Origin of the sequence: Pseudonocardia sp. HH130630-07, from assembly GCF_001698125.1 — a bacterium.
GTDB lineage: Bacteria > Actinomycetota > Actinomycetes > Mycobacteriales > Pseudonocardiaceae > Pseudonocardia.
Genome location: NZ_CP013854.1, coordinates 3,263,637 through 3,287,223 on the forward strand (window position 1 = coordinate 3,263,637; position 23,587 = coordinate 3,287,223).

Genomic DNA, 23,587 nt, shown 5'->3' on the forward strand with positions numbered 1-23,587 from the left:
ACCCGCCCGGTGAGAAGAATCGGACACGCGTACTGTGAGCGCCGTCGACGCCGGTGGCGAGGCCGCCCCCGGCCACACCACCACCGACATCTCCAGGGGGAACCTCCCGTGACCCGCATCGTCATCATCGGCGGCGGACCTGCCGGATACGAGGCCGCGCTCGTCGCGGCGCAGCACGGCAGCGACGTGACCGTCGTCGAGCGGGACGGGATGGGCGGCGCCTGCGTCGTCCACGACTGCGTCCCCTCGAAGACCTTCATCGCCTCCGCGGCGGTCCGGGTGGACCTGCACCGGGCCGAGGACCTGGGAGTCCTGGTCGACCGGGGCAGCTCGGCCGTGGACCTGCCGGCGGTCAACCAGCGGGTGAAGTCCCTCGCGCTGGCCCAGTCCTCCGACATCCGGGCCCGGCTGGAGGGCGAGGGCGTCCGGATCGTCGTCGGCACCGCGCAGTTCGGCGGGCCGGCGGAGGCACGGGCCGCGCACGAGATCACCGTCGCGCTCGCCGACGGCTCGACCGAGGCGCTGCTCGCCGACATCGTGCTCATCGCGACCGGGGCGACCCCGCGGGTGCTGGCCTCGGCCCGCCCGGACGGCGACCGCGTCCTGGACTGGCGCCAGCTCTACGACCTCGACGAGCTGCCCGAGCACCTCGTCGTCGTCGGGTCCGGGGTGACCGGTGCCGAGTTCTGCTCGGCCTACGTCGAGCTCGGCTGCCGGGTCACCCTCGTCTCCAGCCGGGACCGGGTGCTGCCGCACGAGGACGCCGACGCCGCCGCGGTGCTGGAGGAGGTCTTCGCCGAGCGCGGCGTCGAGATCCTGCCCAACGCGCGCGCCGACAAGGTCGAGAACACCGGTGACGGCGTGCTGGTGACGCTGTCCGACGGCCGCACGGTCACCGGCTCGCACGCGCTGATGACGGTCGGCTCGGTGCCGAACACCACCGAGCTGGGCCTGGAGAAGGTCGGCATCGAGACCGACCGCGGTGGCTTCATCCCGGTCGACAAGGTGTCGCGGACCTCGGAGCCGGGCGTCTACGCGGCGGGGGACTGCACCGGTGTGCTGATGCTCGCCTCGGTCGCGGCGATGCAGGGCCGGATCGCGATGTGGCACGCGCTCGGCGAGGGCGTCGCCCCGATCCGGCTGCGGACGGTGGCGGCGAACGTCTTCACCCGGCCGGAGATCGCGACCGTCGGCATCAGCCAGAACGCGATCGACACCGGCGAGGTCCCGGCCCGGACGGTGATGCTGCCGCTGTCGACGAACCCGCGGGCGAAGATGCGGGGGCTGCGCCGCGGCTTCGTGAAGCTGTTCTGCCGCCCCGCGTCCGGGGCGGTCATCGGCGGCGTCGTGGTGGCGCCGGTCGCCAGCGAGCTGATCCTGCCGATCGCGCTCGCGGTCCAGAACGGTCTGAACGTCGACGACCTGGCGCACACCTTCTCGGTGTACCCGTCGCTGTCCGGGTCGATCACCGAGGCCGGCCGTCAGCTGATGCAGCACTCCGACCTGGACTGAGTGTCGAACAGCGCGGCGAGCTGCGGCGGCAGTGACCGCTCGTCGGCCGGGGCCAGGGTCGACCACTCCGCGCCGCCGTGCGGCCCCGGCCCCCGGGAGAGCCGGTAGCGCCCGTACCGCGTGTCGACGACGGCGACGTGCCCCGGCAACCGGGCCGGGCTGCCCCAGCGGTCGAAGCGGACCGCGCAGACCTGCGCCCGGTCGGCCGGTCCCCGCAGCAGCGCGGCCAGCCGCTCGGCGTCGAGGCCGGTCGCGGCGTCGACCGGTGGGACGGGGCCGAGGCCGTCCGCCGGTGCCGCGGTGCCGGTGCCGGTGCCGTCGAGCACGGCGGCCAGCACCGGTGTCGGCAACCCGATCGCCGGTCCGGGACCCGCCGGGAGCGACGGCAGCGCGGACGTGGCCGCGTAGGCCGGGGTCCCGGCGGCCGAGATCGTGACCCGCCCGCCGGTGTGCACGACGAGGACGCCGTCGTCGTCGCGCTCGGCGGCGATCGCCCGCAACGGGGAGCCGAACCAGCCGCGCAGCTCCAGCTGCCGCGCGGGCCGGGCCAGCAGCCCGAGCAGCCGGACGAGGGCCGGCTCGGTGCCGCCGGGACCGGCGAGGCCCCGCCCGCGCAGGCCGTCGAGCCCGGCGGCGGTGACCCGGCGGCGTTCGGCGAACGTCCGCCCCGGCGACGGCAGGCGCAGCGCGACCGGGAGCGCGCCGAGGCCCAGGTGCTCCCAGACGACGTCGAACTCCGCACCGCTCATCTCGAAACGTGCGGTCGTGTTCCACGGGTACGGCTCAGCCACGGCCCCTCCAGCGCTGTTCGGGACGGAGGACCGCGTCGTCGTCGGCCGGGCCGGTGGGCCCGGGACGGTCGGTCCTGCCGCTCGTCTCGTCGGTTCCGTCGGCACCGTCGGCACCGTCGGTGCCGTCCGCGGCGCCGTATCCGGCGACGGCCCGCCAGGCGGGGGCCGCGGTCGCCGGGGAGCCCGCGGGTGCGGCGCCCGCTCCGGTACCGACGGCGCCGGGGACGCCGCCGGGCAGCGGGGCCCCGCTCATCGGGTCGGCACCCGCGGGGTGCACACCCGGCAGCCGGCCGTCCGCGAACGGGGCGACCGGGGACACCGGGACCCCGGCGGGCGGTGCGGCCGGGGCCGGGACCGCGGGTGCCGCGGGGTGCGGAGCCACGCCGTGTGCCGCGGTCGCGGGGGGAGCCGGGGTGCCCGGTGCCTCCGCGAGGTAGGGCGCCGTGCCGTGCGACCGGGGCTCGGGGACCGGAGCCGAGCCGGGCTCGGTGGTGGGCGGCGGCGCGTCCGGCGTTCCCGGAGCGGTGACCGGCCCGGGGCGGTCGCCCGGCACCGTCCCGTCGACCGTCTCGACGGTGCCGCCGGTGCCGCTCTGCGCGCGGGTCCCGCCGGTGAGCTCACCGCCGGAGGGCGGCCGGTGCTCGGCGCCGCTGGTCGGGGTGTCGTCCGCGGCCGGGTCCCCGGCGGGGGGATCGCCGCCGTCGTGGCCCGGTCCCGGAGCGGGGCGGCCGTCCGCGGCATCGCCGCCGGGCCGGTCGGTCGTCGCGGAACCGTCATCGGCCGTGGGGTCCTCGGGGCGCAGGAGGTGGTCCTCCGGCCCGGCGGTGCAGCCGTCGGCGGCGTGCCCCGGCCGATCCGTCCCCGTGTCGCCGCTCGTCCCGGGGTGGCGGGTGTCCGCCCCCGGTTCGCCGGTGTCCGCCCCGGGGGTGCCGGGGTCCGGTGAGCCGGTGCCCGTTGCCGGTGACCGGGTGTCGGCGTCCGCCGAGCCGGTGGACGTGCGGTCGTCGCCCGGCGGGGGGCAGTCCGGCGCCGACCGGCGACGGTCCCGCCGCACCGCCGCCCCGACGAGTGCGGCCGCCCCGGCCACCGCACCCCCGGCGAGCAGCGTGGTGGTCGCGGCGCCACCGGCCGCGCCCGGCCCGGCGGCGTCCGGGCGCTGCGAGCCGCCCTCGCCACCGGAGCCGGAGTCCGGGCCGGGACCGGGGTCGTCCGCCGGGTCCGTCCCGTCCGCGGCGGGGGAGCGGTCCTCGCCCGGGCCACCGCCGGTGAGCACCGGGGCACCGGCGCCCGCGCCGACGCCCGCACCGAGAACGGCGCCGATGCCGCCGCCGATGCCGACACCCGCGCCGATCGTCCCGGCGCCGTCCGGGGCCACGGCGGCGGCGACGAACCCGTCCGGGCCGATGCTCACCGTCGCACTCCCGGCGGGCACGGAACCGGCGCCGGGACCGGTGCCCGTCGCCGCGCCGGTGCCGATCGCCGGGACGGCCCGGTCGCCGGAACCCGTGCCGTCCGGTGGCGGGGCGTCGCCCCCGGCCCGGTCGCTGATCACGACCGGCGCGGCGGCCCACCCGGCCCACGGGACGTCGGCGGTCCGGCTGTCGTCGTCGTAGCGCTGCATCAGTTCCTCGGCCCGGCCCGCGGCGTTCGCCGCGGTCGCGTCCGCCGCGGCCCAGTCGTCCAGCACGGCGGCTCCGGCCGGTGCCGTCTCCGGCGGTGCGGCGGCCGGTGCACTCGGCATCCGGGCCCGCAGGTCCGCGGCGAGCGCGGCCTGCGCGGCGAGTGCGTCGGCGGTCCGGGTCGCCTCGGCCGCGGCGGTGGCCGACCAGTCGCCGAGCGTGCCGACGGCCCGCGCGACGCCGTCCGCCGCGGTGCCGGTCCAGGAGGCGGGTAACGCCTGCGTGGACCCGCCCAGCTCGCGCTGCACCTCGGCGAGCGCGGCGGCCGCGTCCCGCCAGGCCCGTTCCGCGCCGGCCGACGCCGCGGCCCCCGGCCCGGCGGCCACCATCGCGCGGAGTTCGGCGTGACCGATGCCGGCCCAGCGTGCGGCGCTCACCGGACGCTCCAGGACCGGGTGATGGCGTCCTCGGTGGTGACGTAGTCCCGCCCGGAGGCGGCGACCGCCTCCCGGGCCCGGACCAGCTCGGTGTGCAACCCGCGCAGCCGTTCGATCGCGGCGTCCGGGCCCTCCGCGGCGTGCCCGGCGTACCGGGCCGCGGCCTCCGCGCTGACCGGGTCACCCAGCCAGGGCTCGACCCGGCGGGCGTCGGCGTCGAGGGCGCGCAACGCACCGGCGAGCCGCTCGGCGGCGCGGTCGAGCGCCTGCGCCGTCCGGGACGGCGCATCCGCAGCGATCTGCAGATCCGGACGGGGTTCGGGCACGGCTGCCTCCGCAGGACGGCGGGATCGGACTCGCGCACGCTAGGGTGTGTCTCCCAATGCGCGGAGCCAGGTGACGATCGCCTTCAGGACGGCGCCGCCGCGGAAGGTCAGGGCGAGCTTGTCGTAACGGGTGGCCAGCCCGCGCCACTGCTTGACGTGGCAGAACCCGCGCTCGACGACGTTGCGGTTTCGGTAGTCGACCGGATCGAATGCGGGCGGTCGGCCACCGCGTGAGCCCCGTCGTTTGCGGTGTCCCTGCTGGTCAGAGGGCTCCGGAATGACAGCGATGATCCGGCGCTCGCGCAGGTGCCGGCGGATCGCGCGTGAGGAGTAGGCCTTGTCCGCGCGCACGCGTTCGGGCCGGGTCCGGGGTCGTCCCGGGCCCGGTCGGGCGATGCTCAGGTGCGCCATCAGGTGCGGAAACATTGGCGAGTCGCCGCCCTGGCCGGGGCCGAGGAGGACCACCAGCGGGCGGCCGTGCCCGTCAACGAGCTGGTGGATCTTCGTCGACAGCCCTCCGCGGGACCGTCCCAGCGCGTGATCTGCTGGTTCGGCGAGCAGATTCGTGTAGTTCGATCCGGCCCCCTGTGTCGCGCTTGAGGGTCGCGGCGTGCTGGTGGGCACGGATGATCGTGGAGTCCACGCTGACCGCCCACCCGAGCACCTCGGCGGCGTCGGCCTCGACCAGAAGAGCAGCCAGGATGTGGTCCCAGGTGCCGTCGCCGCTGTAGCGGCGGTGCCGCTTCCACAACGTCTGCCACGGCCCGAACTCGGCTGGGACGTCGCGCCAGGGAAGCCCGCACCGATACCGGTAGATGATCCCCTCGAGCACCCGGCGGTCATCGCGGAACGGGCGCCCGCGACGACCCTCGGAAGAGGGCAACAGCGGCGCCAGACGGGCCCACTGGACATCAGTCAGGACAGCGGTACGCGGCACCGATCAAGCATCGCGCACCCCGCTCCGCCTATCTGGGAGACACGCCCTAGGCCGCCGGGGCCACCAGGACGGGGCGGGCGCTGCCGTCCGCCGGGCGGCACCCGCTGAGCGGGCACGCCGGGGGCGAGAGGGCCCGGTCCGGCCCGTCGATCGCCGGGGTGATCCCGGCGAACGGCCACCGGCCTGCGAAACGCTGCAGGTACCAGTAGCAGAACAGGTGGTCCGGCTGCTCCGGGTCGGTCACGAACACCGGGCTCCGGCCCAGGTCCTCGACCCAGGAGAGAAAGGCGTTCACGACCTGTGCGGGCGGGCGCGCGGCCCGCCGGGTCCAGAGCCAGTCGTCGGCCCGGTCGCGCCAGGTCTCCAGCGCGGTGGGGTGCAACGTGGCCCCGGGCAGTTCCCGGAGGTTGGCGGTGAAGGTGCCGATCGGGACGCCGTCCGCGCGGTACGCGGACGCAGTCAGGGTGAGCAGGGAGTGCGGGCCCGGGATCGGGCCGTCGGTGTGGACGTGCGTCGTCACGAACAGCGTCTGCTGCGCGGTGTCGACGGAGGGGACAGGGACAGTGAGGGGCATGACGGATCCTGTGACGTCTCGTTCGAGCTGGGACGGCTCACGACGCGGCTGGGCCGGCGTGGCGAGCGGATCCGCGGCGCGGTACTCCGCGTGGCGGTAGTTCCGGGCCCCGTGGATCGGGCACACGGGTCGGCTCTGTTCAGTTGTGGTCGAGGATGCGTGGACGCCTGTGCGGCGTGCACGACCCTCACGTAAACGCTAGATGCTCCGGTGACGCGCGGTCAACGCCGCGGCGGCGAGAGTGACGGAACCGGGTCGCCGGCGAGCCGGCCGAGCAGCACGACGTCGACCCGCCCGCCGTCGGCGGCCCACGCCGCGCGCAGCCGGCCCTCCGGGACGAACCCCAGCGCGTCGGCGACCCGGGCCGCGGCGACGTCCGGTCCGGCGTGCCGCCAGGTGAGCCGGTGCAGGCCGAGTCCGCCGAAGGCGAACCGGCAGACCGCACCGGCCGCCGTCCGGGCGAGGCCGCGGCCACGGGCGCCGGGCAGCGTCCAGCAGGCGATCTCGCCGGTCCCGTGGACGGGATCCGGCTCGAGGGTCACTTCACCGAGCATCTCGCCGGTCGTCGGCTCGGCGACGGCCCAGGCGCACCGGGTGCCGCGGGCCCAGCCGTCGATCCGGTCCGTGAGACGGGCGGTGACCCGGTCGTCGAAGTCCGGCGCCGCCGGGTCCGGCAGGTCGTGCCGACGCCGGATCTGCGGGTCCCGTGCGGCCGCGGCGACGGCCGGGCGGTCGTCCACCCGGTCGTCGCAGCGTGGCAGGCGCAGGTACCAGGCCCCGGCGTTGATCTCGACGGGGTCGAGCGGCACCGCCGGTCAGTCCTTGATCTCGCAGATCACGGTGCCCTGGGAGACCGAGGCGCCCTGCTCGGCGGTCAGGCCGGTGACGGTGCCGTCCTTGGTGGCGGTGACCGGGTTCTCCATCTTCATCGCCTCGAGGACGAGGATCAGGTCACCGGTCGCGACGGTGTCGCCGTCGGACACCGCGACCTTGATGATCGTGCCCTGCATCGGCGCGGTCACCGCGTCGCCGGAGACCTTCGCCCCGCCGCCGGCTCCGCTGCGCCGCCGCGGCGCGCCCTTCGCCGGGCCGCCGTTGCCGCCGCCCCCGCCGAGCGCGAGGTCACCGGGCAGCGACACCTCCAGCCGTCGCCCGCCGACCTCGACCACCACGGTCCGGCGCTCCGCGGCCGACTCGTCGGCACCGGCACCACCGGCGAACGGCGGCACCGTGTTGTCCCACTCGGTCTCGATCCACCGGGTGTGCACGGCGAAGGCCTCACCGGTCGTGGCGGTGAACGCCGGGTCGGTCACGACGAGCCGGTGGAAGTCCAGCACGGTGGCCATGCCCTCGACCCGGAACTCCTCCAGCGCGCGGCGGGCCCGCTGCAGGGCCTGCTGCCGGTCGGCGCCGGAGACGATCAGCTTCGCCAGCAGCGAGTCGAACTGGCCGCCGACGACCGACCCGTCCTCGACACCGGCGTCGAGCCGGACGCCGGGGCCCGCCGGGTAGTGGATCCGCTCGACGGTGCCCGGTGCCGGGAGGAAGTTGCGCCCGGCGTCCTCGCCGTTGATCCGGAACTCGATCGCGTGCCCGCGCGGCTCCGGGTCCCCGCCGAGCTCCAGCTCCTTGCCCTCGGCGATCCGGAACATCTGCCGGACCAGGTCGATGCCGGTGGTCTCCTCCGAGACCGGGTGCTCGACCTGCAGCCGGGTGTTCACCTCCAGGAAGGTGATCATCCCGTCCTCGCCGATGAGGAACTCGACGGTGCCCGCGCCGTAGTAGCCGGCCTCCGTGCAGATCGCCTTGGACGCCTCGTAGAGGGTGCTGCGCTGCTCGTCGGTCAGGAACGGGGCCGGAGCCTCCTCGACCAGCTTCTGGAAGCGGCGCTGCAGCGAGCAGTCCCGGGTGCCCACGACGACGACGTTGCCGTGCTGGTCGGCCAGCACCTGGGTCTCGACGTGCCGCGGGCGGTCGAGGTAGCGCTCGACGAAGCACTCCCCACGGCCGAACGCCGCGGTGGCCTCCCGGACGGCGGACTCGTAGAGCTCGGCGACCTCGGAGCGCTCGCGGGCGACCTTCATGCCGCGTCCGCCGCCGCCGAACGCGGCCTTGATCGCCACCGGCAGGCCGTGCTCGTCGGCGAAGGCGAGCACCTCGTCGGCGTCGCCGACCGGGTTCTTCGTGCCCGGGACCAGGGGCGCACCGGCCCGCATCGCGATGTGCCGGGCGGTGACCTTGTCGCCCAGGTCGCGGATCGACTGCGGGGACGGCCCGATCCAGGTGATCCCCGCGTCGATGACGGCCTGGGCGAAGTCGGCGTTCTCGGACAGGAAGCCGTAGCCGGGGTGGATCGCGTCCGCCCCGGCCTGCTGCGCGGCGGCGACGACCTTGCCGATGTCGAGGTAGGACTCGGCCGCGGTGCTGCCGCCCAGCGCGAAGGCCTCGTCGGCGAGCCGGACGAACGGGGCGTCGCGGTCCGGGTCGGCGTAGACGGCGACGCTCCCCAGCCCCGCGTCCCTCGCGGCCCGGATCACCCGGACGGCGATCTCTCCCCGGTTGGCGACGAGCACTTTGCGCAGTGCGGGCACGGTCGAACTCCTCCGGTCGCGCGCGCCGGCCCGATGCTCCGGCGCAGGGTTACCGGGGAGTGTAGAAGCGCGATCGGTGATCGGCCCGGCTGCGGCCCGCGGTGATGCCAATGTCACCCGGGCCGGGGGCGGGGCGGGATCGGTTCAGGAGCCGATCGGGCCGCGCCGCACCACGTCCCGCCACCGCAGCAGGCGCCGGGCGAACGCGGACCGCGGGACCGGGGCGGAGCGCCCGTCGTAGCGGAACGCGATCTCGCGCTCGTCCAGCTCACGGACCGCGCCCGCGCCGAGCAGGCCGGCCGCGGCGAGCTCGCGCGCCAGGTCCCAGCCCTCCCGGTCGGCGCCGTAGGGCGGGACGCCGGCGAACCGCCGGGCGTAGAGCGCGGCCCAGCCCGGGCCGGCGTCGTCGGCCAGCAGCGGCCACTGGACCGCGGTCCGCGCGGCGCGGGTGCGCAGCAGCGCGGACCGGGTGGCGGCGAGCAGCGGCTCCGGGAAGCCGGCGGGATCGGGCCCGCCCGCGACGAGCGCGGCGACCAGCGCCGCCTGCCGCTGGGCCAGTGGTGCGGCCCGGCCGGTGCGCGACGCGGACCGGGCCGGGCAGCGCCGCGATGCCGGGAGCGGGGTCCCGGGATCGGGTGGCCACAGGGCGTTCACGACGGCACCCCGGTGGCCGGTGCCCGGCACGGCGACGGGTGCCCGGCGGCCGCCGCGATCGCCGCCAGCTCGGCCGCCAGCTCGGCCGCGGGCGGGTAGGCGCCGTCGCGTTCCAGCATCACCGGCGGCGGCTCGGGGAGCTGCCCGACGGTGTGCGCCAGCAGGTCGAGGACCTCCGGCCCGACCGGCGCGGTGTGCGTGTCGTGGACCAGGCCGTCGTGGTCGGCGCTGCCCGCGACGTGGCAGTACGCGATCGCCCCCGGCGGGAGGACGGCGAGCAGCGCGTCGATGTCGGCCCGCGGGTCGCGGCCCCGGTTGCGGGCGTTGACCCCCACGTTCGCCACGTCCAGCAGCAGCGGGGCGCCGGTCCGCTCGTGCAGCCGTAGCAGGAACCCGGCCTCGTCGAACTCGTCGTCGGGCCAGTCGAACAGGGCGGCGATCGGTTCCAGGGCGAGCGGGACGTCGAGCTCGGACCGGGTGCGCGCGACGTTGCCGGCCAGCACGTCCAGCGCCTCGCGGGTCCGCGGCAGCGGCAGCAGGTGCCCGGCCTCCATGCCGCCCGCCCGGACGAACGCGACGTGCTCGCTCGCGAGCACGGCCCCGGTGGCCCCGGTGCAGGCCGCGAGGTGCGCGACCCGGGCCGGGTCCAGGCCGTCGGGCGAGCCGAGCGAGAGCCGGACCCCGTGCACGACGACGTCGTGGCGCAGCAGGGACGCCGATACGTCGTCGCGCGCGGAGCCCGGCCGGATGGACTCGGCGATCACCTCGTGGAAGCCGAGCCCGGGCACGTCGTCCAGGGCGGCGGCGATCGCGCCCCGCCAGCCGGCGCCCGTGCCGCGCAGCCGGCGGTCGCCGGTGTCCCGGCGCGCCCCCACAGCTCCACACCCCCCGGTGGCGGAGCCGCGGGGACGCACCGGCCGGTCGCGGGGCGCCGCCCCGCGACCGTCAGCCGCCGCAGCCACCGCCACCGCCACCGCCACCGCCGCCGCCGCCGCAGCCGCCTCCGCTGCCGCCGTCACCGCCGGAGAACCCGCCGCCCCCGAAGAACCCGCCGTCACCGGAGGACCCGCCCGATCCCGACGAGCCGGACCAGCTCCCGCCGCCCCCGCCCCCGCCGCCGAGCGCGGCGGCCTTCTGCGCGGCCAGCTCCTCGGCGAACGCCGGCTCGGACGCGAGCATCGCCCCCATGCCGAACGCACCCACGCTCAGCGCCGCCGCCCTCGCCCCGGCCGACGTCCAGTCCGGCCGCATCGCCGGCGACAGCACGTCGTGCCGGGCCCGGACCTCGGCGAGCGCGGTGGTGCCGATCCGGGTCCGGTCCGGTGCCCGCACGGCGAGCACCACGGTCACCACGCCCAGCACCACGACGAGCAGCACCAGGAACCCGACCGGGCGGCCGTTGCCGACCCCGGCCGCCAACCGGGCCGCGCCCAGCACGCAGACCGCGCCCGGCAGCCACGCCGTCGCCCGGTACCGGCTCCGGTCGCCCGCGGAGAGCAGCAGGCCGATCCCCTCCAGCCGCCGCCCGATGCGGGCCAGTTCGAGACGGACCGGCTCGTGGGTGTGCAGGGTCCGGCGCGGCGTCAGCCGGTACGCGCTGCGGTGGATCGCCTGCTGCAGCGGCGTCGCCGCCCGGGTCGGCCGGTTGCCGGCCTGGACCTGGCCCGACGTGCGGCGCGACGTGACCACGGTGCCGTCGACGTGCATCGCCGACAGCGCCGCGTACACGGCCAGTTCGGGGCCGCCGTTGAGGTAGGCGACATCCTCGGGCCGGGTGTCGAGGCCGTGCAGGCCGTACGGGTCGCCGCGCGCGATGTGCCGCCGTGCACGCACGGCGAGCAGTACGGCGACGACCCCGATCACCCCGTAGAGGACCAGGAACGTCGACCCGGGGATCCCCCAGGTCGCATCGGTGAGGTTCGTGCCCATCTCCACCACCCCCAGCGGCGAGCGCACACTTCATCGTTCGAAGTAGTGTGCGCCCGCTCACTCGGGACGGAGCCGGATTTCACCGAGACTTGAGGTTGCCCCGGACCCCCCCGGGATCAGGCGACGGCGGCCCGGACCTGGTTCTTGATCCGCGTGAGCATCGCGGCGATCCCGCGCAGCCGCAGCGGGCTGACCGCCTCGGCGAGGCCCAGGTCGGTGTAGAAGTCGTCCGGTACGGCGAGCACCGCCGCGGCCGGCTGACCGTCCAGCCCGGTCCGCATGATCGAGGCGAAGCCCCGGGTGGTCGGGGCCTCCCGCGGTGCGGAGAAGAACAGGTGCACCGGCCGGTCGCCGTCGGCCCCGACCTCGACGGCCAGGAACAGCGGCGACTGGCACTCGTGGACCTGCTCCATGGTGTCGGCCGCGTCGGCGTAGCGCTCCGGGAGGTCCGGCAGCTCCTGGGACAGCTCCAGCAGCAGCTGCAGCCGGTCCTTCGGGCCGAGGGCCGCGAAGTCGTCCACCAGCTCTGCCAGGTCCGGCGGGAGCTGCTCGGTCCGTTCGGTCATGCCGACCCGCGCTCCTCGCCCTGGACGATCGGGACGCGCACGGCGTTGCCCCACTCGGTCCAGGAACCGTCGTAGTTGCGGACCGTGCCGAAGCCCAGCAGGTGGGTCAGCACGAACCAGGTGTGGCTCGAACGCTCGCCGATCCGGCAGTAGGCGACGACCTCGTCGGAGGACTTCAGGCCCTGTTCCTGCTCGTAGATGGCCGACAGCTCGGCCCGGGGCCGGAACGAGCCGTCCTCGGCGGCGGCCCGGGCCCACGGCACGCTCGCGGCGCCCGGGATGTGCCCGCCGCGCACGGCACCCTCCTGCGGGTAGTCCGGCATGTGCAGCTTCTCGCCGGTGTACTCCTGCGGGGACCGCACGTCGACCAGGGGCTTGCCGAGGTGGGCCAGCACGTCGTCCTTGAAGGCGCGGATGCCCGCGTCGTCCCGCTCGACGACCGGGTACTCCGCCCGCTGCGGCTCCGGGGTGCCGGTGACCATCTCGCGGCCCTCGGCGACCCACTTGGAGCGGCCGCCGTCGAGCAGCCGCACGTCGGCGTGGCCGAACAGCGAGAACACCCACAGGGCGTAGGCGGCCCACCAGTTGTTGCGGTCGCCGTAGACGACGATCGTGGTGTCCCGGCCGATGCCGCGCTCGGACATGATCTCGGCGAACCGGGTGCCGTCGACGTAGTCCCGGGTGACCGGGTCGTTCAGCTCGGTGTGCCAGTCGACCTTCACCGCGCCCGGGATGTGCCCGGTGTCGTAGAGCAGAACGTCCTCGTCGGACTCCACGACCACGAGACCCGGATCCTTCAGGTGCTCGGCCAGCCACCCGGTGGTGACCAGGCGCTCGGGGTGCGCGTACTCGGCGAGCTTCGCGTCGGGGTCGTTCTCCACAGCCATGGCGGGAGGGTAACCGCGCGGTCCGACACTCACACCGGTCGCGGGCCCCACAGGTCCACCACGCCCACCCCGACCTCGCCGAGCAGCCGCCGCAGCAGCGGCAGGCTGATCCCGATCACGTTGGACGGGTGCCCGTCGATGCTCTCGACGAACCAGCCGCCGAGCCCGTCGAGGGTGAAGGCCCCGGCGACCGCGAGCGGCTCCCCGCTGGCGAGGTAGGCCTCCAGCTCGGCGTGGTCCGGCTCGGCGAACCGGACGGTGGTCCCGGCGTGCGCCTGCGCCCGCCGGGCGACCGTCCCGCCGTCGAGCCGCAGGACGGCGTGCCCGGTGAGCAGCTCGCCGGTGCGTCCGGCCATGGTCTTCCAGCGCCGCCGGGCGGTGTCCGGGTCGTGCGGCTTGCCCACCAGCTCACCGTCGATGCGCAGCATCGAGTCGCAGCCGACCACCACGGCGTCCGGGTGCTCGATCGCGACCCGCTCGACGACCGCGGCGGCCTTCGCGGCGGCGAGCACCGTGACGGCGTCGCCCGGGTCGGCGTCCGGCTGGGCGGCGAGCAGGGCGTCCTCGTCGACGTCCGCGATCTCGACGAGCGGGTCGGCACCGGCGGCGCGCAGTACCGAGAGGCGGGCGGGGGACGCGGAAGCGAGGACCAGGCGCACCCACCGGACGCTACGGGCTACCGCCCGGCGAGCCCGTGCCGGTAGGCGTAGCCGACGGCCTGCGCCCGGTCCCGCAGCCCGGTCTTGGCGAACAGGTGGTTGACGTGCGTCTTCACCGTGGCCTCGCCGACCACGAGCCGGCGGGCGATCTCGGTGTTGGACAGCCCGTCCGCGATCAGCGCGAGCACCTCCACCTCGCGCGGGGTCAGCCCGTCCGGTGGCTCGGCCGGCTCGGGCCGTGTGCCACCGGACCGGGCCGAGACCAGCCGGGCCAGCACCGACGCGTCCACCGTGGAGACCCCGTCGGCGGCCGAGCGCAGGGCCCGGCCGATGGCCTCGGCGTCGGCGTCCTTGGACAGCCAGCCCGAGGCTCCGGCGGCGATCGCGTCGACCACGGCGTCGTCGTCGACGTAGGTGGTCAGCACGACGACCGCGGTGCCGGGATGGTCGGTGCGGACCCGCCGCGTCGCCTCGACACCGTCGCCCGCGGGCATCCGCAGGTCGGTGAGCAGGACGTCCGGCGCCAGCTCGGCGACGAGCCCGACCGCGGAGTCGCCGCCGGCCGCCGTCCCGACGACGTCGATGCCCTCGAGCAGGCCGAGCACGGTCGCCAGCCCGTCCCGGACGATCCGCTGGTCGTCGGCCAGCACCACCCGCAGCGCGCTCATCGCACGATCCTCTCCCCGGCGTCCGCCGGGATCCGCAACCGGACCCGCCAGCCGTCCCCGGTGGCGCCGGTCTCCAGCTCGGCACCGACCAGCGCCGCCCGCTCGGCCATCCCGACCAGGCCCGACCCCGCGCCGTCGGCGGGGGCCGGGGGACCGGATCCGGAGTCGCGCACCTCCAGCTCGGCGCCGTCGCCGGTGCCGCGCAGCGACACCGTCACCGGGGCGCCCGGCGCGTGCTTGCGCGCGTTGCTCAGTGCCTCCTGTGCGGTCCGCAGCACCGTCTCGCCCTCCCGTCCGCCGAGCCGCAGGTCCGGGTCGACGTGCACCGTCGCGTCCGGGTGCGCGTCGGCCAGCGTGTGCAGCTCGGCGCCGACGTCGACCGGGCCGGGGCCCTCGCGCAGCGCCCGGACCGCCCGGCGGGCCTCGGCGATGCCGTCGGAGGCGAGGCGTTGGGCCCGCTCGATCTGAGCGACGGTGTCCTCGGCCGCCCCGTCGCGCAGCGCCATCAGCCGGGCCCCCTGCAGCTGGACGGCGAGCGCGGACAGCGAGTGCGCCAGCACGTCGTGCACGTCGCGGGCGACCCGGGCCCGGTCGGTGACGGCCTCGGCGCGGGCGTGCTCCTCGCGGGCCCTGGCGTCGGCGACGAGCGCGCCCTCGTGCTCCTCGGCCCGGCGCGCCGCGTCGCGGCGGGCCATCCCGAACAGCATCAGCGCGGCGACCGCCGCGATGACGGCGACCGGGTCCCACAGCGACTCGTACGGGCCCACCACCAGCACCAGCAGGCAGGCGTTGAGCCCCGAGACGACGGCCGCGGTCCGGGTCGGCAGCCGCATCCCGGTGATGAGGGCGGCCAGCATCGGGAACCCGGCGGCGGCCGTCCAGCCGTCGGACCCGGCGAGGAGCACGGCGCCGCCCCCGACCAGCACGACGATCACCGCGTACAGCGTGCGCCCGGAGATCCCGGGCCGGAAGGAGAACAGCAGCCATCCGGCCACGGCCGGGACGATGCCGACCGGGTAGAGCCACACCGGGGAGACCTGCTGGCCGCGGCCGAGCACCAGCAGGCCCAGCAGCAGCGGCAGCCAGAGCAGTGACATCAGCAGGGCCGGGACCCCGGGCCTGCCGGGCCCGCGACCGGCGGCGGCATTCATCGTTTCACCTTGGCACAGATCGGTGGTGGTGCCGGATCAGGCGGCGGACCGGCGGCGGGCCGGGGCGCCGACCGGGATCCCGGACGCGGCGACCCGGTTGCGCAGCACGAACCCCTGCAGCAGCAGGCCGGCCCCGAACACGAGCGTCGTCGTCGAGGTCAGCAGCGGCCCGGCGCCGAGCGCGGTGCCGACCGCCCCCGCGACGAGCCGCAACCCGATCGTGAGGACCCAGCCCACGAGCAGGGCGACCGAGCCGCGGCGGTAGAGCAGCCCGTCCCGGGCCTCCAGCCGGAACGCCCGGCCACGCAGCACGCCGAGCGCGGCGGCGAGCACGAGCTCCCCGGCGAGCAGCGCGACCCCGGTCGCGGTGACCGGCGGGGCCGCCGTGGTCAGCGTCGTCACCCCGAGGGCCAGCACGACGACCGGGAGCACGACGTCCCGGTTCCCCGGCCGGACGAAACCGCCGCTGAACTGGCGGTACAGCACGAGCCCGACGACGGCGACGGTGATGAAGAGCGTGGTGGTGTCCATGCCGACGACGATCGTCCGCGGGACCGGTCCGGCGCGTCGGCGCGACGGTCGATCCCGGGTGGATCCGGGGCGTCCACCCGGGGGTGGACGCCGGGTCCGGAACCGCGGATCGGCCGTCGGGGGACGGGGCGCCGGTTAGCCTGTGCGTCCCCTCGTCCGTTGCGGAGGATCACGTGGTGCGAACGGCTCTGCGCCGTATGTGTGTTCTGGTGGTCGCGGGGGCGGTGGTCGCCGGGTGTGGGGCGGCGGAGCCCGCGGGACCGTTCCCGCCGCGGCCGCAGGACATCGCGGTGGACCGGATCGAGCCGTGTGACCTGCTGACGCCGGAACTGGTGGCGGAGTTGCAGATCGACGATCTCGACGAGCCCTCGGAGAACGTGGTCAGCGGCGCACGCTCCCGTAACTGCGAAGGGGGTAGTTGGGAGGGCGGCATGGACTACATCGTGCAGTTGATCGATCTGGATGCCACCGCGGCGATCGGTACCGGTTCACTGGATCAGGTTGCCGGTTACGGGGCGATCCGGGAGGAGCAGGACGGCAGGTACCCGATGTGCATCCTGGTCGTCGATGCTCGGCCGGACAGGGCGATCCGAGTGCAGGTCGGGACGCATCGAACCGTGGAGGGCCGGCCTCAGGCCATGGCCGACGTGTGCCGGCAAGCCGCCGAGTTCACCGCCAGGATCGTCGGAACTGCGCGTGGCCTCAGCAGGTGACTCGATCGCCGGGTTTGCTCTCGCGAATCAGAGTCGCTGTTCGGCCGTAGCTGGAGGGCTGCGTCAGGCACGCTCGGGTTATGGAGACACCGTCGCACGCGCCCCAGGGGACCGCGTCGGACAGTTTGATGGCTCAGATCACCCCGGACAACGTCCTGGCCGTCCGCAACGAGCTACGTTTCCACGCCGAGAAGATCCGTGAGGCGATTCGGGCCCCCGGTATCGAGAACGGGTTCACTCCGTGTGGCGGCGACGTCGTCTCCGTCGCCGCAGCCGAGAGCTTCAACGCCAAAATAGGGCAGATCCGCGACGTCCATCTCGCCCACGCCGAGGAGCTTCAGGACGCCGCTCAGCGCTTGGAGCAGGCTGCCCGCGAGTACGGCCACACCGACGACTACATCCGGGACTCGTTCACCGACGCGCGCCCGGCCCTGCAGGAACGCCTCGACGGCGTCCGTGCGACGTACCCGGCCAGGACCTGACGAGAACGACGATGTCCCTCATCCCGTGCCACAACTTCGCCGCGTACGACATGGCGACCAAGTTCTCCTGGGTCCAGGGCCAGCCGGGCATGGCCGCCGCGCAGCAGGCCGCCGACGGGTTGAGCGCGGTGAGCGCCGCGCTCGACACCGCGGGCCTGTCGACGGGGCAGGGGGTCGGCACCCTCGGCACGGCCTGGCAGGGCTCCGCGGGCGACGCCGCCCGGCAGTCGCTGACCGCCACCGCGAACGGCGCGGCCGACACCGTGACGGTCAGCCGCAACGGCGCCGACCGGATGGTCGAACACGGTGCAGCGTACGAGCGGATGAGCCGCCAGATCGGCTACGTCGACCCGAACCAGTACAGCTGGATCCAGCGCGCGGGGGACAACATCAGCGAGGGCTGGCAGTCCCTCTGGGGCAACGGGGCCGATCACGTCACCATCGCCGAACGCAACGCGGCGCACGAGGAGGCGGCCGACCGCGCGCTCAAGCAGTACGAGTCGGAGACCTTCGAGACCGACGACCGGTTCACGACGGCGACGGCGCCGGCGGGGCTCGCACCCGATCCCGGAGGCGCCGGCGGCGGTACGGCCGGTGGCGGGGCCGGCGGGGCCGGTGGCGGCGGAGGGTTCGGCCCCGGTGGGACCGGTGGTGGTGCCCCGCCCGGCCCGGCCGGGGGCCCGGCGACACCGCCCGGGCCCGGACTGCCGCCGCCCGGATCCGGCCCGGCGGCACCCGCCGGGCCCGCGGGACCCGGCGGACCGTCCGGCCCCTCCGACCCGGGCGGTCCCGGAGGCCCGGGCGGCCCCGGAGGACCTGCCGGACCCGGCGGACCGGCCGGCCCCGGCGGCTCCGGCGACCGCGCCGTCCCCGGCGGCGGACCGATGGCCCCCGACCGGCCCGACCCCACCGACCGCGTCGCCCCGGTCGGCGTACCCGAGTTCCCGGCGGGCGATCCCCGCTCGCCGGGCGCGGGCCCGCCCACCGCCCAGCCCGAGCGCTTCCAGCCCGCGCCGCCGGTCGACCGTCCCCCGCCCGGCGCGTACCCGGCGGCACCTGTTCCCGGTGCCGACCGCATCCGTGACGACATCGCCCGGCGTTTCGGCGAGGACGTCCGTCGTCAGCAGCTGCTCCCCGACACGGGCCGTGGTGCCGGCGGCGGTGGGTACCCGTACGGCGGCCGTGGGCCGGGCGGTGACGGCCTCCCGCCGGCGGGCCGGGGTGCCGGGACGTGGGGCGCGGAGCCGCGGGGCCCGGGCGCCCGCACCGCTCCCGGCGAGTTCGCACCCACCCGGGCCGAACCGGCCACCGGCCGCGGATCCGGCGTCCCCGGGGGCGGCTTCGGTCCGATGGCCGCCGCCGGGGCCGGTGGATCGGACGGGCAGAACCACCGGAACCGCTACCTCGTTCCCACCCAGGACGCTTTCGACGTCGAGATCGTCGCGACCGACGCGGTGCTCGGCCCGGACCCGGACGATCGGTGATCCGCGGGAGCCGCGTCGCCGACCGGGCCGCCGTACCCCGGACACGGACCATTCAGGTCCGTGAGATCCCGGAGGACGTGTACGTGGTCATCCGGGCGCGTGCGCGCGCCGGCGGCCGGTCGATCCGGTCCTACATGCGCGACGTGGTGGTCGACGTGGCGTCCCGGCCGACCGCGGACGAGGTGTTCGCGGCGATGGACGAGGTGAACCGGTCCGCGTCGTCTCCGGTGGTCACGCGCGCTGCGGTGATCGCCGACCTCGCCGAGCTGCGGCGGTGACCGGAGGCCCGTCCGACGTCGTCCTGGACACCTCCGTGCTGGTCATGGCACTGCTCGGGGGCGAGGACGGCGCGGCGGTCCGGGACCGGCTCCGCCGGGCGGACACGCACGCCCCGCCCCTGCCCACTCATGGAGCACGAGCCCGGCCGCACGAGGCTGTGGCTCCATGAGTGCACCCTGCGGCGGGGTGAGGTCAGGACGGGAGCAGCGGTTACCGGGGGAGGGCGGAGGCGCGCCAGGCGCCGGGGCCGGGGGCCAGGGGGGCGCGCAGCTGGGCGGCGGGGTGCGACCAGGGGCTCGGTGCGGCGGCGGGAGCGGAGCCGGTGCCCGTGCCGGACGCGGCCGCGGCGAGCACCGCGGTCAGCGCGGCGAGTTCCCGGTCGTCCGGGGTGCCCCGCACGACGCGGAACAGCGCGCGCCGCTCCTCGGGCGTCGGTTCGTCGTCGCCGCTCACAGCGGGATGTTCCCGTGCTTGCGGGTCGGGCCCTGCTCCCGCTTGGTGGACAGCATCCGCAGCGACCGCCCGACGTACCCGCGGGTGTGCGACGGTGGCACCACGGCGTCGACGTAGCCCCGGTCCGCGGCGATGTAGGGGTTGCAGAGCGTGTCCTCGTAGTCCTGCTGCAGCTCGGCGCGCTTGGCGGCGAGCTCGTCGCCCTCCAGGCCCTTGAGCTCCTTGCGGTACAGGATCGACACCGCGCCCTGGGCCCCGGTGACGGCGATCTGCGCGGTCGGCCAGGCGATGTTGACGTCCGCGCCGAGGTGCTTGGACCCCATGACGTCGTAGGCGCCGCCGTAGGCCTTGCGGGTGATCACGGTGACCTTCGGGACGGTCGCCTCGGCGTAGGCGTAGATCAGCTTCGCGCCGCGCCGGATGATGCCGTTCCACTCCTGGTCGGTGCCGGGCAGGAACCCGGGGACGTCGACGAAGGTGAGCACCGGGATGTTGAACGCGTCGCAGGTCCGGACGAACCGGGCGGCCTTCTCCGAGGCGTCGATGTCGAGGCAGCCGGCGAACTGGGTCGGCTGGTTCGCGACGATGCCGACGCTGTGGCCCTCGACCCGCCCGTAGCCGATCACGATGTTCGGCGCCCAGAGCTCCTGGACCTCCAGGAAGTCGGCCTCGTCGACCACCCGGTTGATCACCTCGCGGATGTCGTACGGGGTGTTCGCCGAGTCCGGCACGAGTGTGTCGAGCTCGCGGTCGGTGTCGGTGACGGTGTCGGCGACCGAGCCCTCGGTCGGCTCCGGGGCCGGGAACGACGGCGGCTCGGACAGGTTGTTCGAGGGCAGGAAGCTCAGCAGCTGCTTGACGTAGTCGAACGCGTCGGACTCGTCACCGGCCAGGTAGTGCGCGACACCCGACTTCGAGTTGTGCGCGCGGCCGCCGCCGAGCTCCTCCATGTCGACGTCCTCGCCGGTGACGGTCTTGATGACGTCCGGCCCGGTGATGAACATGTGGCTGGTCTCGTCGACCATCACGGTGAAGTCGGTGATCGCCGGGGAGTATACCGCCCCGCCCGCGCACGGGCCCATGACCAGCGAGATCTGCGGGATCACCCCGGAGCTGCGCACGTTGCGGGTGAAGATCTCGCCGTAGAGGCCGAGGGCGACCACGCCCTCCTGGATCCGGGCGCCGCCGCCGTCGTTGATCCCGATCATCGGGCAGCCGATCTTCGCGGCCAGGTCCATCACCTTGACGATCTTCTCGCCGTAGACCTCGCCGAGCGCGCCGCCGAACACCGTCGCGTCCTGGGAGAACACCGCGACCGGACGGCCGTCGACGGTGCCGGAACCGGTCACGACGCCGTCGCCGAACGGGCGCTTGGTCTCCATGCCGAAGTTCGTCGATCGGTGCCGGGTCAGCGCGTCGAGCTCGACGAACGATCCCGGGTCGAGCAGCTGGTCGATCCGCTCCCGGGCGGTCTGGCGGCCCTTCGCGTGCTGCTTGTCCACTGCGGCCTCGGAGCCGGCGTGCACCGCCTCGTCGAACCGCCGGTACAGGTCGGCGAGCCGGCCCGCGGTGGTGTGGACGTCGGGCTGGTCCTGGCCGGACTCACCGTCCGGGGTCGCCATCGGCTCCGTTGCGGCGCTCATGGAATCGGACTCTAACCCGGTCCGCGCCCGTCGACCGGGGTGACGTACGACGCAGCCCGATCCGGTTACCGGCGAGTCGTTACCGATCCGCATCCGGGTTGCGGACCGGTCCGTGGTCGGCGCCCGTTACGGTTCGCCGTGATGACCAGCGGGACCGATTCCGATCCGGGCCGGCGCGACCACCGTGCGGACGAGCCGTTCGACGTCTACTCCCTCCGCACGGCGGTGCTGCGCCCGGCCGGCGGCTGGGCGGCGGTCGACGTGGTCGCCTCGACCGGCTCGACCAACGCCGACCTGCTCGCCGAGGCGGGCCGCGGCGCCCCCGACCGCTCGGTGCTGATCGCCGAGGAACAGGTCCGTGGCCGGGGCCGGCTGGACCGGACGTGGACCTCGCGGCCGGGCGCCGCGCTCACCATGTCGGTGCTGTGGCGGCCCGAGGGCGTCCCGGCCGACCGGCTCGGCTGGGTGCCGATGCTCGCCGGGGTGGCGCTCGTCGACGCCATCCGGGAGCTGTCCCCGGAGCTGCCGGTGGCCCTGAAGTGGCCGAACGACCTGCTCGCGGGCCCGTCGCTGGGCAAGGCCGCCGGAATTCTCGCCGAGATGACAGCATTGTCCGGTGGTGGTCCCGGCATCGTGCTCGGGATCGGGCTGAACGTGTCGACGCCGTCCCCCGAGCTGCCGTGGGGCGCGACGTCGCTGTCCGCACACGGGCTCACGGCGTCCCGCGCCGAGGTGGCGGTCGCCCTGCTCACCCACCTGCACCGGTGGGAGGCCGACTGGCGCGAGAGCGGCGGCGACGCCGACGCCAGCGGGCTGCGCAGTGCCTACCGGTCGCGGTGCGCCAGCCTCGGCGCCCGGGTGCGGGTGGAGAAGCCCGGCGGCGAGTCGCTGGTCGGGATGGCCGAGGACGTCGACCCGCAGGGCAGGCTGCTGGTGCACTCGGACGGCGGACAGCGCGTCGCGGTGGCGGCCGGTGACATCGTCCATCTGCGCGCTGCCGATCACTCGTAGCGCTGACCAGGGTTTCTCCCCGCGCGTCGTGACGGCCGCACCGGCCCCGGCGGGCCTACCGTGGGGCCCATGGCGTTCCCGGCCGACGCGCTCGACGACGACGAGCGCGTCGTGCTGGCCGGGCGCCCGCACTGGCGGCTCTGCCTGCGCCCGGCCGCTGCGTTGCTGCTGGTCGCGGCCATGGCCGGGTTCGCGGGCGCGGTCGTGCGGCTGCAGCCGTGGGCGCCGTACGCCTGGGCGCTGATCGGTGCGCTCGCCGTGCCGGCCGCGGTGCGGTGGACCGTGCTCCCGATCGCCCGCTGGCGGTGTTCGCACCTCGTCCTGACCGACCGGCGGTTCCTCGTGCGCGACGGCGTCCTGCGCCGGGACGGCCTGGACGTCCCGATGGACCGGATCGACGCCGTCCGGGTCCGGACGACGGGGCCCGGCCGGCTGCTCGGCTACGGCGTCCTGCTGCTCGACGTGGCCGGCCGGCAGCTGCGGTTCACCGACGTCCCGGCGGTCGAGCGGGTCCAGGCCCGGCTGCACCGCCAGATCGGCCGGCTGGCCGACGCCCGGCACAGCGCCGGGGTGGAGAGGCAGCACACAGCGCTGCGGGAGCACGCCGACGCCGCGGTCCGGGAGAGGATGGGGCGATCACCGCAGCGACGGAGCACGGAGGAACCGCGGGCCGTGCCGGAGAGGACAGCGTCATGACCAGCCTGCCGGTGACGGTGCGCGATCCCGGTCTCCCGGAGCGCGTCGAGATCTACGAGGTCGGCCCGCGGGACGGCCTGCAGAACGAGAAGGCCGTCGTCCCCGTCGCGGTGAAGGCGGAGTTCCTCGACCGGCTGGCCGACGCCGGCCTGCGCACGCTGGAGGCCACGAGCTTCGTGCACCCGAAGTGGGTGCCCCAGCTCGCCGACGCCGCCGAGCTGCTCGACGTGCTGGAGCGCCGGGACGGCCTCGACTACCCGGTGCTCACGCCGAACGAGCGCGGCCTGGACCGGGCGATCGCGGCCGGCTGCGACCACGTCGCCGTGTTCGCCTCGGCCACCGAGACGTTCGCGCAGCGCAACCTCAACCGCGGCCTCGACGAGCAGTTCGCGATGTTCGAACCGACCGTCACCCGCGCCGTGCGGGAGGGGCTGCGGGTGCGGGCGTACGTGTCGATGGTGTTCGGCGACCCGTGGGAGGGCGGCGTCGACCCGGCGCAGGCGGCCGCCGTCGGGGCGCGGCTGATGGAGATGGGGTGCGAGGAGCTCTCGCTCGGCGACACGATCGGGGTGGCGACGCCGGCGCACGTCGGCGCGGTCCTGGACGCCTGCGCCGGGCGCGGCGTCGGCGTCGACCGGGTCGCGGTGCACTTCCACGACACCTACGGCCAGGCGCTCGCCAACACGCTGGCCGCGCTGCGCCGGGGTGTGACGACGGTCGACGCCAGCGCCGGTGGGCTCGGCGGCTGCCCGTACGCCGGATCGGCCACCGGCAACCTGGCGACCGAGGACCTGGTGTGGATGCTCGACGGGCTCGGCATCGCGCACGGCGTGGACCTGCGGGCACTGGTCGCCACCAGCGGATGGATGGCCGGGCACCTGGGGCGGCCGTCGCCGTCGCGGGTGGTCACCGCGCTCACCCCGGAAGGCCCGTGACGCTCGTTCCGGAACCCGGATCACCTCGGAGGTGGCTCCGCACCTCGTCTGCGGGTTCG

28 protein-coding genes are annotated in these 23,587 nt (G+C 75.6%); 9 read left to right on the forward strand and 19 right to left on the reverse strand.

Translation table 11 applies throughout. The annotated features are described in order from the left end of the window. Positions 1 to 108: 108 nt before the first annotated feature. Positions 109 to 1,512: an NAD(P)H-quinone dehydrogenase gene (locus AFB00_RS15845; protein ID WP_068797881.1), complete on the forward strand. Its 1,404-nt coding sequence runs from the start codon at positions 109 to 111 to the stop codon at positions 1,510 to 1,512. Here the strand turns inward: AFB00_RS15845 and AFB00_RS15850 are convergent. The 17 genes from AFB00_RS15850 to AFB00_RS15925 all read right to left on the reverse strand — a co-directional run bounded on the left by AFB00_RS15850 (position 1,482) and on the right by AFB00_RS15925 (position 15,832). Continuing rightward, on the reverse strand, positions 1,482 to 2,303 hold the full coding sequence (locus tag AFB00_RS15850; protein WP_068797882.1) for an ESX secretion-associated protein EspG: 822 nt from the start codon (positions 2,301 to 2,303) through the stop codon (positions 1,482 to 1,484). The genes AFB00_RS15845 and AFB00_RS15850 overlap by 31 nt on opposite strands. Next, positions 2,296 to 4,359 (reverse strand): hypothetical protein, encoded by a 2,064-nt coding sequence (locus AFB00_RS15855; RefSeq protein ID WP_068797883.1) that lies wholly within the window; start codon positions 4,357 to 4,359, stop codon positions 2,296 to 2,298. Before AFB00_RS15855 ends, AFB00_RS15850 begins: the two co-directional genes overlap by 8 nt. Further along, positions 4,356 to 4,685, reverse strand: coding sequence for a PE domain-containing protein (locus tag AFB00_RS15860; protein ID WP_068797884.1), 330 nt, complete (start codon positions 4,683 to 4,685; stop codon positions 4,356 to 4,358). Before AFB00_RS15860 ends, AFB00_RS15855 begins: the two co-directional genes overlap by 4 nt. A 39-nt stretch (positions 4,686 to 4,724) precedes the next feature. Then, the gene (locus AFB00_RS36225) at positions 4,725 to 5,246 is read right to left on the reverse strand and encodes an IS5 family transposase (protein ID WP_414706231.1); all 522 of its coding nucleotides are present in this window, start codon (positions 5,244 to 5,246) and stop codon (positions 4,725 to 4,727) included. Then, positions 5,170 to 5,622, reverse strand: coding sequence for an IS5 family transposase (locus AFB00_RS36230; protein ID WP_442965807.1), 453 nt, complete (start codon positions 5,620 to 5,622; stop codon positions 5,170 to 5,172). The genes AFB00_RS36225 and AFB00_RS36230 overlap by 77 nt, the downstream gene beginning before the upstream one ends. A gap of 46 nt (positions 5,623 to 5,668) precedes the next feature. Further along, on the reverse strand, positions 5,669 to 6,196 hold the full coding sequence (locus AFB00_RS15870) for a hypothetical protein (RefSeq protein WP_068800355.1): 528 nt from the start codon (positions 6,194 to 6,196) through the stop codon (positions 5,669 to 5,671). A gap of 221 nt (positions 6,197 to 6,417) precedes the next feature. Continuing rightward, positions 6,418 to 7,005, reverse strand: coding sequence for a GNAT family N-acetyltransferase (locus AFB00_RS15875; RefSeq protein WP_068797885.1), 588 nt, complete (start codon positions 7,003 to 7,005; stop codon positions 6,418 to 6,420). Positions 7,006 to 7,011: 6 nt separating this feature from the next. After that, positions 7,012 to 8,787: an acetyl/propionyl/methylcrotonyl-CoA carboxylase subunit alpha gene (locus AFB00_RS15880; RefSeq protein ID WP_068797886.1), complete on the reverse strand. Its 1,776-nt coding sequence runs from the start codon at positions 8,785 to 8,787 to the stop codon at positions 7,012 to 7,014. 144 nt (positions 8,788 to 8,931) lie between these two features. Then, positions 8,932 to 9,441: a hypothetical protein gene (locus AFB00_RS15885; protein ID WP_156819557.1), complete on the reverse strand. Its 510-nt coding sequence runs from the start codon at positions 9,439 to 9,441 to the stop codon at positions 8,932 to 8,934. After that, entirely contained in the window at positions 9,438 to 10,316 is an 879-nt protein-coding gene (locus AFB00_RS15890; RefSeq protein ID WP_197519551.1) for a DUF692 domain-containing protein, read from the reverse strand. The genes AFB00_RS15885 and AFB00_RS15890 overlap by 4 nt, the downstream gene beginning before the upstream one ends. A 70-nt stretch (positions 10,317 to 10,386) precedes the next feature. Beyond that, positions 10,387 to 11,397, reverse strand: a complete 1,011-nt coding sequence (locus tag AFB00_RS15895) for a TIGR04222 domain-containing membrane protein (protein ID WP_083275559.1) — start codon at positions 11,395 to 11,397, stop codon at positions 10,387 to 10,389. Positions 11,398 to 11,486: 89 nt separating this feature from the next. Further along, positions 11,487 to 11,936: a SufE family protein gene (locus AFB00_RS15900; RefSeq protein WP_068797888.1), complete on the reverse strand. Its 450-nt coding sequence runs from the start codon at positions 11,934 to 11,936 to the stop codon at positions 11,487 to 11,489. Beyond that, on the reverse strand, positions 11,933 to 12,823 hold the full coding sequence (locus AFB00_RS15905; protein ID WP_068797889.1) for a sulfurtransferase: 891 nt from the start codon (positions 12,821 to 12,823) through the stop codon (positions 11,933 to 11,935). The genes AFB00_RS15900 and AFB00_RS15905 overlap by 4 nt, the downstream gene beginning before the upstream one ends. Positions 12,824 to 12,852: 29 nt before the next feature. Further along, complete coding sequence (locus tag AFB00_RS15910; protein ID WP_068797890.1) at positions 12,853 to 13,482, reverse strand: Maf family protein; 630 nt, start codon at positions 13,480 to 13,482, stop codon at positions 12,853 to 12,855. Between the two features lie 17 nt (positions 13,483 to 13,499). Then, positions 13,500 to 14,150 carry a response regulator gene (locus AFB00_RS15915; RefSeq protein WP_068797891.1) on the reverse strand — a complete coding sequence of 217 codons (651 nt, stop codon included), beginning with the start codon at positions 14,148 to 14,150 and terminating at the stop codon, positions 13,500 to 13,502. Next, entirely contained in the window at positions 14,147 to 15,301 is a 1,155-nt protein-coding gene (locus AFB00_RS15920; protein ID WP_068797892.1) for a sensor histidine kinase, read from the reverse strand. The genes AFB00_RS15915 and AFB00_RS15920 overlap by 4 nt, the downstream gene beginning before the upstream one ends. 36 nt (positions 15,302 to 15,337) lie before the next feature. Next, the gene (locus tag AFB00_RS15925) at positions 15,338 to 15,832 is read right to left on the reverse strand and encodes a hypothetical protein (protein WP_068797893.1); all 495 of its coding nucleotides are present in this window, start codon (positions 15,830 to 15,832) and stop codon (positions 15,338 to 15,340) included. Between the two features lie 197 nt (positions 15,833 to 16,029). Between AFB00_RS15925 and AFB00_RS15930 the strand changes: the two genes are divergently transcribed. From AFB00_RS15930 to AFB00_RS33285, 5 genes are all read left to right on the forward strand, one after another. Then, positions 16,030 to 16,545 (forward strand): DUF3558 family protein, encoded by a 516-nt coding sequence (locus tag AFB00_RS15930; protein WP_068797894.1) that lies wholly within the window; start codon positions 16,030 to 16,032, stop codon positions 16,543 to 16,545. Between the two features lie 128 nt (positions 16,546 to 16,673). Then, positions 16,674 to 17,027: a PE domain-containing protein gene (locus AFB00_RS15935; protein ID WP_197519553.1), complete on the forward strand. Its 354-nt coding sequence runs from the start codon at positions 16,674 to 16,676 to the stop codon at positions 17,025 to 17,027. Positions 17,028 to 17,038: 11 nt separating this feature from the next. Continuing rightward, positions 17,039 to 18,511 (forward strand): hypothetical protein, encoded by a 1,473-nt coding sequence (locus AFB00_RS35605; RefSeq protein WP_068797896.1) that lies wholly within the window; start codon positions 17,039 to 17,041, stop codon positions 18,509 to 18,511. Positions 18,512 to 18,588: 77 nt separating this feature from the next. Beyond that, positions 18,589 to 18,789, forward strand: coding sequence for a hypothetical protein (locus AFB00_RS15945; protein WP_197519554.1), 201 nt, complete (start codon positions 18,589 to 18,591; stop codon positions 18,787 to 18,789). After that, positions 18,786 to 18,959 (forward strand): hypothetical protein, encoded by a 174-nt coding sequence (locus AFB00_RS33285; RefSeq protein WP_156819559.1) that lies wholly within the window; start codon positions 18,786 to 18,788, stop codon positions 18,957 to 18,959. Before AFB00_RS15945 ends, AFB00_RS33285 begins: the two co-directional genes overlap by 4 nt. A gap of 41 nt (positions 18,960 to 19,000) precedes the next feature. On the opposite strand, the gene AFB00_RS15950 is transcribed toward AFB00_RS33285, so the two are convergent. Then, positions 19,001 to 19,243, reverse strand: a complete 243-nt coding sequence (locus tag AFB00_RS15950) for an acyl-CoA carboxylase subunit epsilon (protein ID WP_068797898.1) — start codon at positions 19,241 to 19,243, stop codon at positions 19,001 to 19,003. Further along, positions 19,240 to 20,886: an acyl-CoA carboxylase subunit beta gene (locus AFB00_RS15955; protein WP_068797899.1), complete on the reverse strand. Its 1,647-nt coding sequence runs from the start codon at positions 20,884 to 20,886 to the stop codon at positions 19,240 to 19,242. Before AFB00_RS15955 ends, AFB00_RS15950 begins: the two co-directional genes overlap by 4 nt. Positions 20,887 to 21,027: 141 nt before the next feature. Here AFB00_RS15955 and AFB00_RS15960 point away from each other — a divergent pair, with 141 nt between their 5' ends. From AFB00_RS15960 to AFB00_RS15970, 3 genes are all read left to right on the forward strand, one after another. Further along, on the forward strand, positions 21,028 to 21,897 hold the full coding sequence (locus AFB00_RS15960; protein WP_068797900.1) for a biotin--[acetyl-CoA-carboxylase] ligase: 870 nt from the start codon (positions 21,028 to 21,030) through the stop codon (positions 21,895 to 21,897). A 69-nt stretch (positions 21,898 to 21,966) separates the two neighbouring features. Then, complete coding sequence (locus tag AFB00_RS15965; protein WP_068797901.1) at positions 21,967 to 22,593, forward strand: PH domain-containing protein; 627 nt, start codon at positions 21,967 to 21,969, stop codon at positions 22,591 to 22,593. Next, positions 22,590 to 23,528, forward strand: a complete 939-nt coding sequence (locus AFB00_RS15970) for a hydroxymethylglutaryl-CoA lyase (RefSeq protein ID WP_068797902.1) — start codon at positions 22,590 to 22,592, stop codon at positions 23,526 to 23,528. Before AFB00_RS15965 ends, AFB00_RS15970 begins: the two co-directional genes overlap by 4 nt. The last annotated feature ends 59 nt before the right edge of the window (positions 23,529 to 23,587 follow it).